We start from the raw sequence: 17856 nt of genomic DNA on the forward strand, positions 1-17856 counted from the left end.
GGTCAGCCGCCGATCAGCGAGGCGGCGACCGAGGGATTGATCCGCTCGGGCTGCATCTTCTCGATCGACGGGAGCAGCCGTTCGGCCTTCAGCCGGTCCTGCTCGTCCAGCGCGGTCTGGACCGGCTCGGCGGCGGCGAGGCCGGCGAGCAGAGCCTGCACCGCCGCCGGATCGGCTTCGGCGGCGGGCGCGTCGGCGCAGGCGGAGCCGAGCAGCACCAGCGGCGCGAGAGGGAGAATCTTCATCATCTTGTCCGCCCAACGCGCGGCGGCCGATCGGGATGCATCCTTTCCCTCCCCCCCGATCAGCGCAAGCACCTGATCTTTTTGCCGTATCGACAAAGCGGGAGCGAGAACATATATCGAACGGCATGGCCCGTCTCGATGTTCAGGAGAAGCTCGCCATCCTCGCGGACGCGGCGAAATATGACGCGTCCTGCGCCTCGTCCGGATCGGCGAAGCGCGACAGCCGCGGCGGCAGCGGCATGGGCTCCACCGAGGGAATGGGCATCTGCCACGCTTATGCGCCGGACGGCCGCTGCATCTCGCTGCTGAAGATCCTGCTCACCAACAGCTGCATCTTCGACTGTCATTATTGCATCAACCGCAAGAGCTCCAACGTGCGGCGCGCGCGCTTCACCGCGGAGGAGGTCGTCCGGCTCACCCTCTCCTTCTACAAGCGCAATTATATCGAGGGCCTGTTCCTCTCCTCGGGCATCATCCGTTCGCCCGATTATACGATGGAGCAGATCGTGGAGGTGGCGCGGTCCCTGCGCGAGGACCATGATTTCCGCGGCTACATCCACCTCAAGACCATCCCCGACGCCGATCCGGAGCTGGTGCGCCTCGCCGGCGTCCATGCCGATCGCGTGTCGATCAACGTCGAGCTGCCGACCGCGCGCGGCCTCGCCCGGCTGGCGCCGGAAAAGGACGGGGAGCGGATCGAAGGCGCGATGGGGAAGATGAAGGCAGCGATCGAGGACGGGAAGGACGCCCGCTCCCGCTACCGCAGCGCCCCCGCCTTCGCGCCGGCCGGCCAGTCGACGCAGATGATCGTCGGCGCCGACAGCGCCAGCGACGGCGAGATCATCGCCCGCGCCGACACGCTCTACGGCCGCTTCGGCCTCAGGCGCATCTATTATTCCGCTTTCTCGCCGATCCCGGACGCGAGCGCGGTGCTGCCGCTGAAGCGACCGCCGCTGATGCGGGAGCACCGGCTCTACCAGTCCGACTGGCTGATGCGTTTCTACGGGTTCAAGGCCGGGGAGGTGGCGGACGCGGCCGATCCGTCGGGCATGCTGCCGCTCGACATCGATCCCAAGCTCGCCTGGGCGCTGAAGTTCCGCGACAGCTTTCCGGTCGATCTCAACCGCGCGCCGCGGGAACTGCTGCTGCGGGTGCCCGGCCTGGGCGTGAAGGCGGTGGACCGCATCCTGGCGAGCCGCCGCTGGCGCCGGCTGCGGCTGGAGGACGTGGCCCGGCTGACCGTGTCCATCGCCAAGGTGCGGCCCTTCATCCAGTGCGAGGGATGGCGTCCCGCGGCGCTCACCGACCGGGGCGATCTCAAGGCCTTGGTCACGCCGAAGGAAACCCAGCTCGAGCTGTTCGCCGCCTGAGATCGTGATGCGGCGGGTGCGGCTTGAGCGGGAGGACGATTTCGACGGCTGGCGCGAGGCGGCGCGGGCGCTGGCGACGGCGGGCGTTCCCGCGGAGGAGGTCGGCTGGCAGGCCGGCGACGGCGGCGATCTGTTCGGGGCCGGACCGGCGCCGCTTCCGCCTCCTTCCGCGCCCGCTTTCGCGGTGCCGCGCGCCTTCCTGACGCTGGCGGAAACCGCGATCTGCCATTCCGACCCGGAACGTTTCGCCCTGCTCTACGCCCTCCTGCTGCGCCTCCGCGGCCAGCCGCGCGCGATGGAGGACGCGGCCGATCCCCTGATCCAGCGGCTGGAGCGAATGGCGAAGGCGGTGCGGCGCGACATCCACAAGATGCACGCCTTCGTCCGCTTCCGCGAGGTTCCGGACGCGGGCGGCAACCGCTACGTCGCCTGGTTCGAGCCGGAGCATCACATCGTGCGCGCGGCGAGCGGCTTCTTCGCGCGCCGGTTCGCCAACATGCGCTGGTCGATCCTCACCCCGCGCGCCTCGGTCCATTGGGACGGCGCGACCCTGATGGAGGGGCCCGGGGCGGTACGCGCCGACGCGCCGGAAGGCGATCCGATCGAGGAGGTGTGGAAGACCTATTACGCCTCGATCTTCAATCCGGCGCGGCTGAAGATCGGGGCGATGCTGAAGGAGATGCCGAAGCGCTACTGGAAAAACATGCCCGAGACGGCGTTGGTGGGGGAGCTGGTGGCAGGCGCCCAGGCGCGGGAGGCGCGGATGGTGGAGGTTTCGCGAGGACAGATCGGCGGCAATGCCCGCGCCGCCTGGGAAGCGGTGCGCGCCGAGGCGAAAGGATGCACCCGCTGCCCGCTCTACCGCCACGGCACCCAGACGGTGTTCGGTGAAGGGCCGCTCGCCGCCAGGATCATGTTCGTGGGCGAGCAGCCCGGCGACCAGGAGGATCTGGCGGGACGCCCCTTCGTGGGTCCGGCCGGGCAATTGTTCGACCGCGCGCTGAACGATGCCGGCGTCGACCGGGCGGAGACCTACGTCACCAACGCCGTGAAGCATTTCAAGTTCGAGCAGCGCGGCAAAAGGCGCATTCATGCCAAGCCCGACGCCGGCGAGATCGACGCCTGCCGCTGGTGGATCGAGCAGGAGCGTATCCTGATCCGCCCGCCGCTCACCGTGGCGCTCGGCGCGACGGCGGCGCGGTCGCTGTTCGGCAAGGCCGTCACCGTGTCGAAGCTGCGCGGGCAGCCGCACCAGCTGGACGGCGGCGAGGCCTGGGTCACCGTCCATCCGAGCTTCCTGCTGCGCGTGCGCGACGACAAGGAAGGCGAATATGCCCGCTTCGTCGAGGATCTGCGGCGGATCGGCGCGCGGGCGCGGGCGATCGCCCGAGGCTAGTCGCCGAGGCTCTTCGACGCCTGTTCGAACACGTCCTTCGACAGGCCCGGCGTGGCGACGATGCGGCGCAGCTCCTCGCGCATCAGGCCGGCGCGATTCTCGTCGAAGCGGCGCCAGCGGCCGAGCGGCGGCACCAGCCGCGCCGCCGTCTGCGGGTTGAGCCGGTCGGCGGCGACGATCATCCCGCCGAGGAAGCGGTAGCCGGAGCCCGACGGATCGTGGAGCGCGCGCTGGTTGGCGGCGAAGGCGCCCACCAAAGCGCGCAGCCGGTTGGGATTGGCGAGCGTGAAATCGGGATGTTCGGCGAGCCGCCGCACCGCGTCCCCGGTATCGTCGCGAGACGAGAGCGCCTGCACGGTGAACCATTTGTCGATCACCAGCGCGTTGCCCCGGTAGCGGCGGTAGAAGTCGGCCAGCGCCTCTTCCCGTTCCGGAGCGTCCGAGTTGGACAGGACGCCGAGCGCGCCCTGCCGGTCCGTCATATTGTCGGCCTGGTCGAACTGGCGGCGGGCGATGGCGGGCGCGTCGGCCGCGCCGGAGGCGGCGAGATAGCCGAGCGCCACGGTGCGCAGCCGGCGCGCGCCTTTGGCGGCGGGGCTGTATTCGAAGCGGTTGGCGGCGGTGGCGGCATAAGCCGCGCGCCACAGAGTCTCGAGCTCGGTCCCGAGGTCGGCGCGCAGCGCCTCGCGGGCGGCGTGGATCGCCTCCGGATCGACCACCAGCATCTGATCCCCGACGAAGGCCTCGCTCGGCGGCAGCACCGCTTCGGCTACGAAGGCGGGATCGAGCGAGGCGTCGGACAGCGTGTCGCGCACCGCCTCGATCACCGGCCCGTGATCGGCCGTGCCGCCCGAAATGGCGGCGATCAGCGTGTCGAGCATCAGCTGGTGCATCGCTTCGTAGCGGGCGAAGGGATTGTCGTCCTGGGCCGAGAGGAAGGCGAGGTCTTCCGGCGTGCGTGTCGTCTCGACGATCACCGGCGCGGAGAAGTCGCGGTTGATCGACAGGATCGGCCGTTCGCCGATGCCGTCGAACAGCACCTCCTGCTCGCCCTCTTCGAGCATGACCAGCCGGTCGGCGAGCTTTTCCGCGCTCCGTTCGCCGAACAGGGCGATGCGGAGCGGGATCGGCATCGGCTTCTTGGCCGATTGCCCCGGCGTCGGCGGCACATGCTGTTCCAGCACCAGATGGGCGCGGCCGTCGCCGGGCCGATGGGTCAGCGCGGCCTTGACGCGCGGCGTGCCCGCCTGGGCGTACCACAAGCGGAAGCGGGACAGGTCCTCGCCGCTCGCATCCTCCATCGCCTTGACGAAGTCCTCGCAGGTCGCGGCCTCGCCGTCGTGCCGGTCGAAATAGAGGTCGCACCCGGCCCGGAACCGCTCCGGCCCCAGCAGGGTGTGGAGCATGCGGATGACCTCCGCGCCCTTGTTGTAGACGGTGGCGGTGTAGAAGTTCGAAATCTCGATATAGCTTTCCGGCCGGATCGGATGGGCGAGCGGACCCGCATCCTCCGGAAATTGCGCGGCGCGCAGCATCCGCACGTCCTCGATCCGCTTGACCGCGGCCGAGCCCTGATCGGCCGAGAATTGCTGATCGCGGAAGACGGTGAAGCCTTCCTTCAGCGACAGCTGGAACCAGTCGCGGCAGGTGACCCGGTTGCCCGACCAATTGTGGAAATATTCGTGCGCCACCACCCCGGCGACGGCGTCGTAATCGGCGTCGGTCGCGGTGTCCGGATCGGCCAGCACATAGCGCGAGTTGAAGATGTTGAGCCCCTTATTCTCCATCGCGCCGAAATTGAAATCGGAGACGGCGACGATGTTGAACACGCCCAGATCATATTCGCGGCCATAGACCGCCTCGTCCCAGGCCATGGCGGCCTTGAGCGCGGCCATGGCATGTTCGGTGCGGGGCAGGTCCCCGTCGCGCACCCATATGCCGAGCTGGACCTCGCGGCCGGACGCGGTGCGGAACCGGTCGCGATTGACGACGAGATCGCCCGCCACCAGCGCGAACAGATAGCAGGGCTTGGGGAAGGGATCCTCCCACTCCGCCCAGTGGCGCCCGTCCGGCAGCTGCCCGGCGCCGACGGAATCGCCGTTCGACAGCAGCACCGGATAGGATGCGCTGTCGGCGATCATCCGCACCCGGTAGCGGCTCAGCACGTCCGGCCGGTCGGGGAAGAAGGTGATTCGGCGGAAACCTTCCGCCTCGCACTGGGTGCACAGGATGCCGCCGGATTCGTAAAGGCCCATCAGCTGGCTGTTGGCGCGCGGCGCGATCTCCACCTCGGTCTCGACGGTCGCGGCGTCGCCGTCGATCGAAAGGGTGAGGACGCCCGCTTCGTACTGATGCTCGGCGGGCCGGCCGTCCACCTTCAGCGACAGGAGCTTCAGCCCTTCCCCGTCCAGCTTCAGCGGGGCGTCGTGATCGCCGTTGCGGACCACCACCAGCCGCGCGCGGACCAAAGTGCGTTCGGCGCCGAGATCGAAGTCGAGCGCAATGTCGGGCACCAGCCAGAGCGGCGGGCGGTAGTCTTCGCGGCGGATCGCGGTCGGCGGCACGGCGGGGGCGGACTGGGCGTCGAGCATCCGTCCCATCTAGGTGCGCCGAGGCGGCGGCACAATCGGATGTGTCGGGGGGGCGCCTGGTCTGCTCCAGGACCGTCATGGTGGTGAGGGCGCCGACCCCTGGATTGCTTCGTCGCTTCGCTCCTCGCAATGACGGTGAGGGTGTCGTTCAGGCCGGATCGGCGGCCAGCGCGTCGGCCAGCCAGGCCGGAATGAGGGCGTCGCCGAGGTCGTCGATCCGTCGGTGCTCCACCGCGAGGCCGAGGTCGGGATAGTGGATGCGCGCGCGCGGGCCGGGGGCGTCGGACGGGACCACCACCAGCCGGCGGTTCACCTTGTTGCGGTAGTTCATGCGGGCGGTGTTCTCCTGCCCGACATAGCAGCCCTTGGCGAAGCTGACGCCGTTCAGTTCCCGGGCGTTGCATTCGAGCCAGAGGATCTGGTCGGACCCCAGCTCCGCCACGCCTTCGGCGACGCCGAGCGACAGCCGCCGCTCCCGCCAGCCCTCCGCGGGCTCCGACGGCGGCGCGAGCCAGCGATAGCCCAGCCGCGCGAGGCGCGGGTCCGGGACGGCGCCTTGGGTCAGCGACCAGTGGACGGCCAGCCGCTCCTCGCGGCAGATGCTGATCGGCCGGCGCAGGCGATAGAGCGTCAGCCGCTTCGCGAGCGCCTGCGCCTGCTCCGCCTCGCAGTCGATCAGCACATCCTCCCCGTCCGCCCAGAGGATGAAGTCGAACAACGCCTTGCCTTGCGGCGTCAGCAGCCCCGCCCAGAGCGGCGCGTCCTCCGCCAGCAGCGACAGATCGTTGGTGACGAGGCTCTGGAGGAAGTCGCGGACGCCTTCTCCGCCGAGGCGGAGCAGGGCGCGGTCGATGAGGGTGGTCGCGGCCATGCCGTCTTGATAAGCAGCGGCGCGTCGAAACCCAAGCCGGAGCGCGCATGACCGACCCGCAGAGCCTGACGATCCGACGGCCCGACGACTGGCACGTCCACCTGCGCGACGGCGAGATGCTGGCGGCGGTGGCGCGCTACACGGCGCGGCAGTTCGCCCGCGCGATCGTCATGCCGAACCTCACCCCGCCGGTCGTGACCGTGGCCGCGGCCGAAGCCTATCGCGCGCGCATCCTCGCCGCCCTTCCGGCCGGCGCGGACTTCACGCCGCTGATGACCTGCTACCTGACCGACGACGCCGATCCGGACGAGATCGCGCGCGGCTTCGAGGCGGGCGTGTTCGCCGCCTGCAAGCTCTATCCCGCCCACGCCACCACCAATTCCGCCCACGGCGTCACCGACATATGCAACATCCGCCGCGTGCTGGAGCGGATGGAGCGGATCGGCATGCCGCTTCTCATCCATGGCGAGGTGACCGACGCCGATGTCGACATATTCGACCGGGAGGCGGTGTTCATCGAACGCATCTTCGCGCCGCTGCTGCGCGACTTCCCGGCGCTGAAAACCGTGTTCGAACATATCACCACCGCCGACGCGGCGGACTTCGTCGCGGCGGCGGGACCGAACGTCGCCGCCACGGTGACGCCCCAGCATCTCGTCATCAACCGCAACGCGATGCTGGTCGGCGGCATGCGGCCGCATTTCTACTGCCTGCCGGTCGCCAAGCGCGAGCGGCACCGGCTGGCGGTGCGCCGCGCGGCGACGTCGGGCTCGCCCAAATTCTTCCTGGGCACCGACAGCGCGCCGCATGCCCGCGAGGCGAAGGAATCGGCGTGCGGCTGCGCCGGCATCTTCAACGCGCCTTATGCGCTGGAAAGCTATGCCGCCGTGTTCGACGAAGAAGGCGCGCTGGACCGCTTCGAAGCCTTCGCGTCCGAGAACGGGCCGCGTTTCTACGGCCTGCCGCTGAACGAGGGTTGGGTGACGCTGGAGCGGGCGGAGGTGGAGGTGGAAGCGAGCCTGCCGGCGGCGGGGACGACGCTCGTCCCCTTCCACGCCGGCGAGACGCTCCGCTGGAAGCTCAGAACGGAACCCAGCGGTTGTTCTCGCTGAAGCGCATATAGCCGGCATTGACGCCGAGCCGCAGGCCGACGCCCATCCGGATCGGGATCAGCACCACGTCGCCGCGGCGCATGTAGGACGCGGTGAAGCCGCCCAGCACATAAGCGTTGCCCTCGGCTCCGGGGTAGCGCTTGAACAGCTCCTGCGCGTCGTAGAGGTTGTAGACCAGCACGAACACCTTCTTGGCGTCCGCGCCGAAATCGAAACCGAGCGAGGGGCCGGTCCAGTAGACGGGGCGTTCGCCCTCGATCTGGTGGCGCATCACGCCCGATCCGTAGCGGACGCCGAACACGAAGGCGCCGCCCGCTTCCTGGCCGGAGATATAGGCAATCGGCTCGCCCTGATCCTTGAGGATACGCTCGATCAGGCCGGCAAGGCCCTCGGCGCCGCGACCGAACAGATTCTCGGCGGCGGTGAAGATGTCCTTCTGCGGAACCGTCGATCCCGCGGGCGCCTGGGCGGCGGCGGGCGGCGCCTCGGCCGCGGGCGGCTGCCAGGACTGGATGGGGCTGTATTCGTCTTGCGGCGCCTCCCGGGCGCCGCCGCTGTCGACCGGCGTCCATTCGTCCGCGCTCTGCGCCAAAGCAGGGCTCGCGGCCGCGACGGCGAGGCCGGCGGCCGCCGCCAGCTTCAGGATGAACGATGTCGACATGGGTGGTACTCCCCCGCAAAACTGCCCGCGTTCCGAGAGTAGCCCCTCGGCGCATGTCCCCGCAATGAACGGGCGGCGACCCGAGTCGATAGCGCGGCGAAACGAATCGAGGAGACGGTCGCGCGCGACAGGCGCGGCGCTCAGGCGCGCCGGAGCAGAACCCACTTGCCGCTCCGCAGCCGCCGCATCGGGCGCCCGCAGAAGCGGCATTGGCTGAGGGTGTACACCCCGTCGAAGCGAGCGTGGTCCTTGGATCGTTCGTGAAAGCCCAACAGGCACCAGAATCGCACCGAATCCTCCCTGCCAACCAGGAGAGCGATAGCGATAACACCGTAAATCCACTAGGTTCTTTTGCGTCTCAGCGGAAAAAAGTTCAAAATGGACGTAATTTGGCGCGCCCGCGGACGCGCCGGAAGGGCTAGGAGAAAATCTCGCTCGCCGGCCGGTCCTCGCCCCGGAACCAGGCGAGAGCGGGCGGCGTGAACAGGAAGTAGATCGCTGCGGTCGAGATGCCCCACTGGACCAATATGGCGATGCCGGGGAACGCGAACCCGGCGGCGAAGAACTCGACGACTGCGAACGGGAGGGAGATCGCGAAGAATATGACAATGATCCAGCGGGCGATGTTGCTCCGCCTGCGCGAAGCCAGCAGGGCGAGAAGCAGGCTGAGCCCGAACCCACCGCCGACGATCGCAACGACAATCAGAGTTCCGGCCCCTTCAAAGAGCGTCCCGTCCCGCGTCACGGCCGTGTGGATGATGCCGAGCGCCAGACTGCCGAGATAAAGCCGTTCGAAAAGCGTGATGTCCTTCGGTCGCATAAGTCCCCCCTGTCGTTATCGGACGGCCGCGCTCAGCGGCCGCCCACCTCCATGCCGGTCCAGCGGGCGATGAAGGCCCACATGTCGGCATATTCCTCGATGATCTTGTCGGTCGGCTTGCCCGATCCATGGCCGGCGCGGGTCTCGATCCGGATGAGATGCGGCCGCGCGCCGAGGTCCACCGCCTGAAGCGCCGCCGCATATTTGAAGCTGTGGCCCGGCACGACCCGGTCGTCGGTGTCGGCGGTGGTCACCAGGATCGCCGGATAGTCGGCGCCGGCGCGGATGTTGTGATAGGGCGAATAGGCCCGAAGCGTGCGGAAATCCGCCTCGCGGTCGGGATAGCCGTAATCGTCCACCCAGTAGCGCCCGGCCGTCCAGCGGTCGAAGCGCAGCATGTCCATCACGCCGACGGCGGGCAGGCCGGCGGCGAACAAGTCCGGCCGCTGGTTGATCACCGCGCCGACCAGCAGGCCGCCGTTGGAGCCGCCCTGGATGGCGAGCCGCTGCGGCGACGTGATCCCCTCGGCGACCAGATATTCGGCCGCCGCGATGAAATCGTCGAACACGTTCTGCTTGTTCTGGAGCCGGCCGGCGTCATGCCACGCCTTGCCATATTCCCCGCCGCCGCGGATGTTGGCGAGCGCATAGACGCCGCCTTGCTCCAGCCAGGCGATGCGGGTCGGCGAATAGCCCGGCGTCAGCGAGACGTTGAAGCCGCCATAGCCGTAGAGCAGCGTCGGCTGCGGCTTCGACAGGTCCAGATCCTTGCGGTGGACCAGGAACATCGGCACCCGCGTCCCGTCCTTCGACGTGTAGAAACGCTGGCTGACGGTGAACGCGTCGGGATCGAAGGCGACCCGCGGCTCGGCCCAGGCCTGGGTCGCGCCGCTCGCCGCATCGAAGCGGTAGATGGCGGTCGGCCGGTTGAAGCTGGTGAAGGCGTAGAAGGTCTCGTTGTCGCCGCGCTTGCCGGTGAAGCCGCTCGCGGTGCCGATGCCCGGAAGCGTCACCGTGCCGAGCCGGCGGCCGTCGAGCGCGAAGGTGCGCACCTCGGTCTTCGCGTCGACCAGATAGGAGGCGATCAAGGTGTCCCCGACGATCGAGGCGGTGTCGAGCGTCGCCGCGTCCTCCGCGACCAGCTCGCGCGCCTCGGCCGCCGGGCGGCGGACGTCGGCGGCCACGATCCTCAGGCGGGGCGCGCCGACATTGGTGCGCCAGTAGAAGGTGTCGCCGTCATTGCCGACATAGGACCAGTCGTTCTGGCGCCCCTCGACGAAGCGGATCGGCTGCGCTGAAGGGTTGCGCAGGTCGACGAGGTGGACGTCGTAGCGGGCGTCGGTGCCTTCCGAGGAATAGACGATCAGCCAGTGGCCGTCCTGCGACACCTGCGCGAAATTGCTGAGCCGCGGCGCCTCCGGCCGGGCGAAGACCAGCCGGTCTTCGCTCTGCGGCGTGCCGAGCCGGTGGAAATAGACCGCCTGATTCTCGTTCAGCGATTGGAATTCCTGCCCCGCCTGCGGCTCGGGAAAGCGGGAATAGAAGAAGCCGGAGCCGTCCTTCGCCCATTCGAGCGAGGAGAATTTCACCCACTTCACCTCGTCGTCGAGCACCTGGCCGCTGTCGACGTCGAGCACGCGCACGGTGCGCCAGTCGCTGCCGCCGTCCTGGATGCCGTAGACGATCCGCCGCCCGTCGTCGGAAGCGGCCCATTGCGACAGCGCCGTCGCGCCGTCGGCCGACCAGCCGTTGGGATCGATCAGCAGGCGCGGCTCGCCGGTCAGGCCCTCGCGCATGTAGAGGACCGACTGGTTCTGAAGCCCGTCGTTGCGCATGTAGAAATAGCGCCCGCCCTTCTTCACCGGCACGCCGTAGCGCTCATAATCGTAGAGCTGGCGCATCCGCTCGCGGAAGGTCTCGCGCGCCGGCAGCGTGGCGAGATAGGCGTCGGTCACCCGGTTCTGCGCCGTCACCCAGTCGCGCACCCTCTGGTCCTCGCGCACGTCGTTCTCGAGCCAGCGGAACGGATCGGCGATCTCCATGCCGAATTGGGTTTCCACCACATTCTCGCGGGCGGTCTGCGGATAGGCGATCGCGGCCGGCGAGGCGGCGGCGAGGAGCTGGCTTGGGGTCATGGCGCAGGCGGCGAGCGGAAGGAAGAAGTGAACGGCATGAAATCGCATGTAGGGGATCTTTCGCTTCGGATCGAAGGAGAGGGGCAGACTAACGGTGCGCGGCCGCTTTGCAACATCGGGTCTGTACCGGGCGTGAAGCGGGCCGCGTTCAGCGCCAGCCGAGCGACTTGCGCTTGCGCATCACCAAGGTCGGCCAGTCGCCGCGCAGCACGCGGAACGCCGCCATCAGCCCGTGGCGACGATAAGCGACGGCGACCCTGTTCGCCTGATGGTCGAGCAGGCCGGCCAGGATCAGCCGCCCGCCCGGCGCCAGCGCCGCCGACACGGCGGGCGCCAGATCGACCAGCGGGCCGGCCAGGATGTTGGCGATGATGAGATCGTAGGGCGCCCGCGCCTTCAGCCTCGGATGGTCCATGCCTGGGCCGACGGCGAGCTCGAGCTGGCCGCGCGCCCGGCCGATGCGCACCGAATTGATGGCGGCATTTTCGGCCGCCACCTCGATAGAGATCGGATCGATGTCGGAGGCGATCGCCCGCGCGGCCGGCCACAGCCGCATCGCCGCGAAGGCGAGGAGGCCGGTGCCGGTGCCGAGATCGAGGATGTCGTGGAAGCTGCCGCCGGTCGCCTTCAGCCGGTCGAGCGCATGGAGGCAGCCGGTGGTGGTTTCGTGCTGGCCGGTCCCGAAGGCGCGGCCGGCGTCGATCTCGAACGCGATCGCGCCCTCGGGCACGTCGTCGCGGTGGGCCGGGGTGTGGACGAAGAAGCGGCCGGCGCGGATCGGCTCAAGACCCTGCTGGCTGAGCGTCACCCAATCCTCTTCCTCCACCCGCTCGATCGCCGGCTCCGCATCGGCGGCGCTGGGGATGAGGTCGTGGAGCAGCTGGAGCACCGGCCGGCTCGGCTCTTCCTCGAAATAGGCGTCGAGCCGCCAGCGATCGGGATGCTCGGGATCGGCCTCGCTGGTCATCAGCACCGGCGGCCGCTCCAGCATGGCGAGCGGGGTGAAATCCTCCTTCAGCGCCTCGGCCTCGGCCTTGGTGCAGGGCAGGCTGACCTTCCAACTGGTCATCGGCGCGCGTCCCGGAACTCAGCGGACATAGCTCGCTCCGTTGACGTCGATTACCGCGCCGGTCGCGGAGGCCGGCGCGTCCACGGCGAGCCAGCGCACCGTCTCCGCCACCTCGCCCGCGTCGGCGACCCGGCCGAGCGGGATATCGGCCAGCAGCTTCGATCCGCCGCGGCTTTCCAGATAATCCTCGGCCATGCCGGTCATGGTGAAGCCGGGGCAGACCGCGAAAGCGAGGATGTTCCGCCCGGCATAGCCGCGCGCGATCGTCTTGGTCATGCCGATCATGCCGGCCTTGGAGGCGGCATAATGCCAATGCTGCGGCGAATCGCCGCGATAGGCGGCGCGGCTCGCGACGTTGACGATGCGGCCGCCGCCTTGCTCCTGGAAATGCAGCACGGCGCGGCGGCAGAGCTCGGCCGCGGCGGTGAGGTTGACGCGCATCGTGCGTTCCCAGTCGGCCGCCCAGTCGGCCTCGTCCTGCTCGATCGGCGAGGCTTCGAACATGCCGGCATTGTTGATGAGGACGTCGATCCGGCCGTCGAGCCGGTCCAGCGCCTCCTCCCACAAGGCCGCGGCGGCGCCGGGCTGCGCCAGGTCCGCCCCGATCCGCCCGTCGGCGGCGCGGCTGCCATGGCCGATCAGATTGTGGCCGGACAATGCGGCCGCGATGGCGCTGCCGATTCCCCGGCTGGTGCCGGTCGCGAGGATGTTGAGCCTTCGTGTCATCGCCGCGCCTTAGGCGGGCCAGGGAGCGAGAACAACTCTTGCCTGCTTATCCTTCCTGTGGAGCGACGCTCCATGAGGAGGGGGACCGCGCGCAGCGCGGTGGAGTGGCGAAGACGCCGATTGCCCCTCCACCATGCTTCGCATGGTCCCCCTCCCCATCGCCTGCGGCGACCGGGAGGCAAGCGAGAGGTTCAGGCGGCGAAGGTGCGGACGAATTCGCCGGCGGTGCGCTTGAAGCGGCCCATCTGCTCGTCGACGGCGGCGAAGCCTTTTTCCACCTCGTCGATCTCGCTGGCGACATTTTCCGTGTCGGCGCGGATGGCGGCGATGGTGGAGGACATCGAATCGGCGGCGAGCGCGGTCTCGTCGACGGCGGCGGTGATCATCGTCACCGTCTGGGCCTGGATCTCCATCGCCTGGCGGATGCGGTCGGCGCTGACCTGCACCTCCTCCACCGTGCGCTGGATCGAATCGTTGGCGTCGACGGTCTGCTTGGTGGCCTGCTGGATGGCGGCGATCTTGGCGGTGATGTCGTCGGTCGCCCGGGCGGTCTGGCTGGCGAGGCTCTTCACCTCCTGCGCGACCACCGCGAAGCCGCGGCCGGCATCGCCCGCGCGTGCCGCCTCGATGGTGGCGTTGAGGGCGAGAAGATTGGTCTGGCCGGCGATGTCGCGGATGAGGCCGAGGATCGATTCGATCGCGACGACATGGCCCGACAGCGCCTGGCTGACCTGCACCGCGTCGCAGGCCTGCGCGCCCGCGCGGGTGGCGACGCCCGCCGCCACCTCGACCTCGCTGCGCGCCTCTTCGATCGCCATGATGAGGCCGGCGGCGGTTTGCGCCGCCTCCCGCATCGCGACGGCCGACTGCTGGGCGGCGGCGGCGACTTCGCTGGTCTTGCCGAGCATCCCGCGCGCGGCCTGGCTCGCTTCCGCGGCCTGGGTCCGGACGGTGCGGCTACCGGCGGCGGTGCGTTCGATGACGCTCATGATCTCGCTGTTGAACTCGGCGCCGCGGCCCGCCAGCCGCTCGCGCTCGGCGCGCTTGCGCAGCGCGTCGAAATGGGCGGCGAAGACGTCCACCTCGAGGATCGTCGCCTGGGTCAGCGCCTTGCCGAGCCGCGCCAGCCGCTCCGGATCGTCGCCCAGCCGCCGCATCAGGACGTCGTGTCCCGCCTGCGAGGCTGCCGACACGCCGGAGAACAAGGTCGTCAGCGACACGCCGCCGGCGGCCGCGGCCGCGACATAGTCGCCGGCGGTCCGCACCCAGCCGGGGCTCAGCAGGTCCATATATTTCGAATCGAGATAGGGCACGATGCGGGCGGCGAGCGCGTCCAGCTTGTCCTCGCCGATCGGGTCGCGCACTTCGGGCGACCGGGCATATTGCGTCCAGAAGCTGCGTGCGACCTCGCTCTTGTCGGCGCCGATCACCGACCAGATTTCGCGGCAATCCGCGGCGAAGCGCTGCTTGTCGCCATAGAGCTCGATCCGCCCCTCCAGCCCCACTTCTTCGCTGTGTCCCGATGCCGACGTCATATGCCCCATGTCCCGCTCTGGCCTTGTCGCCCCCTGCTAACGCGGCAATGGTTAAGAGGATGTTAGGTCGCGCCCCGCCCGCGCCCCGCCCTGCCCCGCCAGACCGCCGCCCTTGCAACCTCCCGCGCCACGGCTAAAAGCGGCCCCGACCACGCCAGGAGCGAAGCTTCATGCACCGCAATCCCACCCGTCCAATGTCGCCGCACCTCACCATCTGGAAATGGGGTCCGCACATGCTGGTCTCGATCCTGCACCGCATGACGGGCGCGGGGCTGGCGACCGTGGGCGCCGCGGCCTTCGTCTGGTGGCTGGTGGCGCTGGCGTCGGGGCCGGACGCCTATGCGACCTTCGTCTTCTGGGCGACGCACTGGACCGGCATCGCGATCGCCGTTGGGCTGACCTGGGCCTTCTGGCAGCACACGCTGACCGGCCTTCGCCACCTCGTCCTCGACATCGGGGCGGGCTACGAGCTTTCGACCAACAAATTCTGGGCGATGATGACGCTCGTCGGCTCGGTCGCCCTCACCGCCCTCAGCTGGGCCTTCATCGCGGGGATCTTCTGATGCGCATGCAAACGCCCCTCGGCCGGGTCCGCGGCCTCGGCTCCGCCAGGTCGGGCACCCGCCATTGGTGGCACGAGCGGCTGAGCTCGGTCGCGACGCTGCTGCTGTTCGTGTGGCTGATCGTGTCGCTGCTGCGGCTGCCGCGGCTCGACCACGAGATGCTGACCTTGTGGCTGTCCGGCCCGCTGGTCGCGGTGCCGATGCTGCTCCTCGTCGCCGCCACCTTCTGGCACCTGAAACTCGGCCTGCAGGTGGTGATCGAGGATTATGTCCATGACGACGGCAACAAGCTGTTCTGGATCGCGGTGCTGAACTTCGCGGCTTTGTTCGGCGCGGGGCTCGCCATCTTCTCGGTGCTGAGCATCGCCTTCGGAGGCGCGGCGGGCAGCTGAGCCGCGCCCGCCGCCTTGATCGATTCCGTCGCTGGATTTGACGCAAACAAGCGATTTTCCCACGCGCCCACGTCCGTGTAACACCGACCTCACAACAAACAGGAGAGGTCGGACATGGATGCGAAGACGAGCGGAAGCCCCCTGAGCGATCCCGGCAAGGAACCCCGCGCCCTGAGATCGCTGCTGGGCCGCACCAACCGGGACTGGTGGCCGAACCAGCTGAGCCTCGACATCCTCCATCAGAACGGCGCCGCCTCGCCCGATCCGATGGGGCCCGACTTCAACTATCCCGACGAATTCAAGACGCTCGATTATGACGCGGTGAAGCGCGACCTCACCGCGCTGATGACCGACAGCCAGCCCTGGTGGCCGGCCGATTACGGCCATTACGGCCCCTTCTTCATCCGCATGGCCTGGCATTCCGCCGGCACCTACCGCACCGGCGACGGCCGCGGCGGGGCCTCGTCCGGCGGGCAGCGCTTCGCGCCGCTCAGCAGCTGGCCCGACAATGCCAATCTCGACAAGGCGCGGCGCCTGCTGTGGCCGATCAAGCGCAAATATGGCCGCAAGCTCAGCTGGGCGGACCTCATGATCCTGGCCGGCAACGTCGCGATCGAATCGATGGGCGGGCCGGTGTTCGGTTTCGGCGGCGGCCGCGTCGACGTGTGGGAGCCGCAGAAGGACATCTACTGGGGCACCGAGGAGGAATGGGTCGGCGAAACCCGCATCGACGAGGAATCGGGCCGCGCGCTCGAAAACCCGCTCGCCGCGATCCAGATGGGCCTCATCTACGTCAATCCGGAAGGCCCCGGCGGCAAGCCGGATCCCGCTTTGTCGGCCCGCGACATCCGCGAGACGTTCGGCCGCATGGGCATGAACGACGAGGAGACGGTGGCGCTGACCGCCGGCGGCCACACCTTCGGCAAGTGCCACGGGGCCGGCGACGCGTCCAAGATCGGCGCGGATCCGGAAGGATCGGACATCGCGCAGCAGGGCCTGGGCTGGACCAGCAGCCATGAAAGCGGGATGGGCGACCACACCATCACCAGCGGCCTCGAAGGCGCCTGGACGCCGACGCCGATCCAGTGGACCAACAATTATTTCCGCATGCTGCTGGAATATGAATACGAGCTGGTGAAGAGCCCGGCCGGCGCCTGGCAGTGGCAGCCCGTGAACCAGAAGCCGGAGGACATGGCGCCCGGCGCGCACAGCCCCGACCGGCGGCTCCCGACGATGATGACCACCGCCGACATGGCGTTCAAGGTGGACCCCGCCTATCGCGAGATTTCGGAGCGCTTCTACCGCAATCCCGATCAGTTCGCCGACGCCTTCGCCCGCGCCTGGTTCAAGCTGTGCCACCGCGACATGGGACCGAGGTCCCGCTACCTGGGACCCGAGGTGCCGGACGAGGACCTGATCTGGCAGGACCCGATCCCCGCCGGCCGGCCGCTCTCCGACGGCGAGGTCGCGGACCTGAAGCGCCGGATCGCCGACAGCGGCCTCACCGTCTCCCAGCTGGTCAAGACCGCCTGGGCGTCCGCCGCCACCTATCGCGGCTCCGACAAACGCGGCGGCGCCAACGGCGCGCGCATCCGGCTGGAGCCGCAGCGGGGTTGGGACGTGAACGAGCCGGAGGAGCTGGCGAAGGTGCTCGACGTCTATGAACGCATCCGCTCCGATGCCGGCGGCAATGTCAGCATGGCCGACCTCATCGTGCTCGGCGGCAATGTCGGCATCGAGCAGGCGGCGAAGGCCGCGGGCCACGAGGTGCGCGTGCCCTTCACCTCCGGCCGGGGCGACGCCAGCCAGGAGCAGACCGACGTCGACGGCTTCGCGGTTCTGGAGCCCCGGGTCGATGGATTCCGCAACTATCTGCAGGTCGAATTCTCGGTCCCGACCGAGGAGCTGCTGATCGACCGGGCGCAGCTGATGCAGCTGTCCGCGCCGGAAATGACGGTGCTGGTCGGCGGCCTGCGGGTGCTCGGCGCCAATCATGGCGGATCGACGCACGGCGTGTTCACCGACCGGCCGGGCCAGCTCACCAACGACTTCTTCGTCAACCTGCTCGACATGGGCACGGCGTGGAAGCAGGTGGACGACAGCGCCGACGAGGTGTTCGTCGGCAGCGACCGCGGCAGCGGCGAGCAGCGCTGGACGGCGACCCGGACCGATCTGGTCTTCGGGTCCAACTCGCAGCTGCGCGCGATCGCCGAAGTCTATGCCAGCGACGACGGACACGAGAAGTTCGTGGCCGATTTCGTCGCGGCCTGGGCGAAGGTGATGAACGCCGACCGCTTCGACCTCGACGACCCGCGCCTCCACGCGCCCGAGGAGGCCGCCTGAAAGCGGGGCGCCGCGGCCCCGCAGACC

General features: G+C 69.0%; 15 protein-coding genes. 6 read left to right on the plus strand and 9 right to left on the minus strand.

Features of this window, described 5'->3' with window-relative positions; translation table 11 throughout:
* Positions 1 to 2 precede the first annotated feature (2 nt).
* Complete coding sequence (locus tag ACK4K7_RS00390) at positions 3 to 248, minus strand: hypothetical protein (RefSeq protein ID WP_431863136.1); 246 nt, start codon at positions 246 to 248, stop codon at positions 3 to 5.
* A 122-nt stretch (positions 249 to 370) separates the two neighbouring features.
* Here ACK4K7_RS00390 and ACK4K7_RS00395 point away from each other — a divergent pair, with 122 nt between their 5' ends.
* Both ACK4K7_RS00395 and ACK4K7_RS00400 read left to right on the plus strand, forming a co-directional pair.
* Positions 371 to 1615, plus strand: coding sequence for a putative DNA modification/repair radical SAM protein (locus tag ACK4K7_RS00395; RefSeq protein WP_431863137.1), 1245 nt, complete (start codon positions 371 to 373; stop codon positions 1613 to 1615).
* A 7-nt stretch (positions 1616 to 1622) separates the two neighbouring features.
* A complete protein-coding gene (locus tag ACK4K7_RS00400; RefSeq protein WP_431863613.1) occupies positions 1623 to 3011 on the plus strand; it encodes a UdgX family uracil-DNA binding protein in 1389 nt (462 codons plus the stop codon).
* Here ACK4K7_RS00400 and pepN read toward each other — a convergent pair.
* Positions 3008 to 5602 (minus strand): aminopeptidase N, encoded by a 2595-nt coding sequence (gene pepN / locus ACK4K7_RS00405; protein WP_431863138.1) that lies wholly within the window; start codon positions 5600 to 5602, stop codon positions 3008 to 3010. The genes ACK4K7_RS00400 and pepN overlap by 4 nt on opposite strands.
* A 148-nt stretch (positions 5603 to 5750) precedes the next feature.
* Positions 5751 to 6473 carry a YgfZ/GcvT domain-containing protein gene (locus ACK4K7_RS00410; protein ID WP_431863139.1) on the minus strand — a complete coding sequence of 241 codons (723 nt, stop codon included), beginning with the start codon at positions 6471 to 6473 and terminating at the stop codon, positions 5751 to 5753.
* A 47-nt stretch (positions 6474 to 6520) separates the two neighbouring features.
* On the opposite strand from ACK4K7_RS00410, the gene pyrC reads away from it, so the two are divergent.
* Positions 6521 to 7585 (plus strand): dihydroorotase, encoded by a 1065-nt coding sequence (gene pyrC, locus ACK4K7_RS00415; RefSeq protein WP_431863140.1) that lies wholly within the window; start codon positions 6521 to 6523, stop codon positions 7583 to 7585.
* On the opposite strand, the gene ACK4K7_RS00420 is transcribed toward pyrC, so the two are convergent.
* From ACK4K7_RS00420 to ACK4K7_RS00445, 6 genes are all read right to left on the minus strand, one after another.
* Positions 7554 to 8246 (minus strand): DUF1134 domain-containing protein, encoded by a 693-nt coding sequence (locus tag ACK4K7_RS00420; protein WP_431863141.1) that lies wholly within the window; start codon positions 8244 to 8246, stop codon positions 7554 to 7556. The two genes, pyrC and ACK4K7_RS00420, sit on opposite strands and share 32 nt — an antisense overlap.
* 418 nt (positions 8247 to 8664) lie before the next feature.
* A complete protein-coding gene (locus ACK4K7_RS00425) occupies positions 8665 to 9066 on the minus strand; it encodes a hypothetical protein (RefSeq protein ID WP_431863142.1) in 402 nt (133 codons plus the stop codon).
* A gap of 32 nt (positions 9067 to 9098) precedes the next feature.
* Positions 9099 to 11249, minus strand: coding sequence for a prolyl oligopeptidase family serine peptidase (locus tag ACK4K7_RS00430; protein ID WP_431863144.1), 2151 nt, complete (start codon positions 11247 to 11249; stop codon positions 9099 to 9101).
* Positions 11250 to 11349: 100 nt separating this feature from the next.
* Positions 11350 to 12270, minus strand: a complete 921-nt coding sequence (locus ACK4K7_RS00435) for a 50S ribosomal protein L11 methyltransferase (protein ID WP_431863145.1) — start codon at positions 12268 to 12270, stop codon at positions 11350 to 11352.
* 18 nt (positions 12271 to 12288) lie between these two features.
* Positions 12289 to 12996: an SDR family NAD(P)-dependent oxidoreductase gene (locus ACK4K7_RS00440; RefSeq protein ID WP_431863146.1), complete on the minus strand. Its 708-nt coding sequence runs from the start codon at positions 12994 to 12996 to the stop codon at positions 12289 to 12291.
* Positions 12997 to 13187: 191 nt separating this feature from the next.
* Positions 13188 to 14531 carry a methyl-accepting chemotaxis protein gene (locus ACK4K7_RS00445; RefSeq protein WP_431863614.1) on the minus strand — a complete coding sequence of 448 codons (1344 nt, stop codon included), beginning with the start codon at positions 14529 to 14531 and terminating at the stop codon, positions 13188 to 13190.
* Positions 14532 to 14701: 170 nt separating this feature from the next.
* On the opposite strand from ACK4K7_RS00445, the gene sdhC reads away from it, so the two are divergent.
* The 3 genes from sdhC to katG all read left to right on the plus strand — a co-directional run bounded on the left by sdhC (position 14702) and on the right by katG (position 17829).
* Positions 14702 to 15094 carry a succinate dehydrogenase, cytochrome b556 subunit gene (gene sdhC / locus ACK4K7_RS00450; protein WP_431863148.1) on the plus strand — a complete coding sequence of 131 codons (393 nt, stop codon included), beginning with the start codon at positions 14702 to 14704 and terminating at the stop codon, positions 15092 to 15094.
* Positions 15094 to 15486, plus strand: coding sequence for a succinate dehydrogenase, hydrophobic membrane anchor protein (sdhD, locus tag ACK4K7_RS00455; protein ID WP_431863149.1), 393 nt, complete (start codon positions 15094 to 15096; stop codon positions 15484 to 15486). Before sdhC ends, sdhD begins: the two co-directional genes overlap by 1 nt.
* 114 nt (positions 15487 to 15600) lie before the next feature.
* Complete coding sequence (gene katG, locus ACK4K7_RS00460; protein WP_431863150.1) at positions 15601 to 17829, plus strand: catalase/peroxidase HPI; 2229 nt, start codon at positions 15601 to 15603, stop codon at positions 17827 to 17829.
* Positions 17830 to 17856 lie beyond the last annotated feature (27 nt).

It is taken from the genome of Allosphingosinicella sp., assembly GCF_046295735.1.
Taxonomy (GTDB): Bacteria; Pseudomonadota; Alphaproteobacteria; order Sphingomonadales; family Sphingomonadaceae; genus Allosphingosinicella.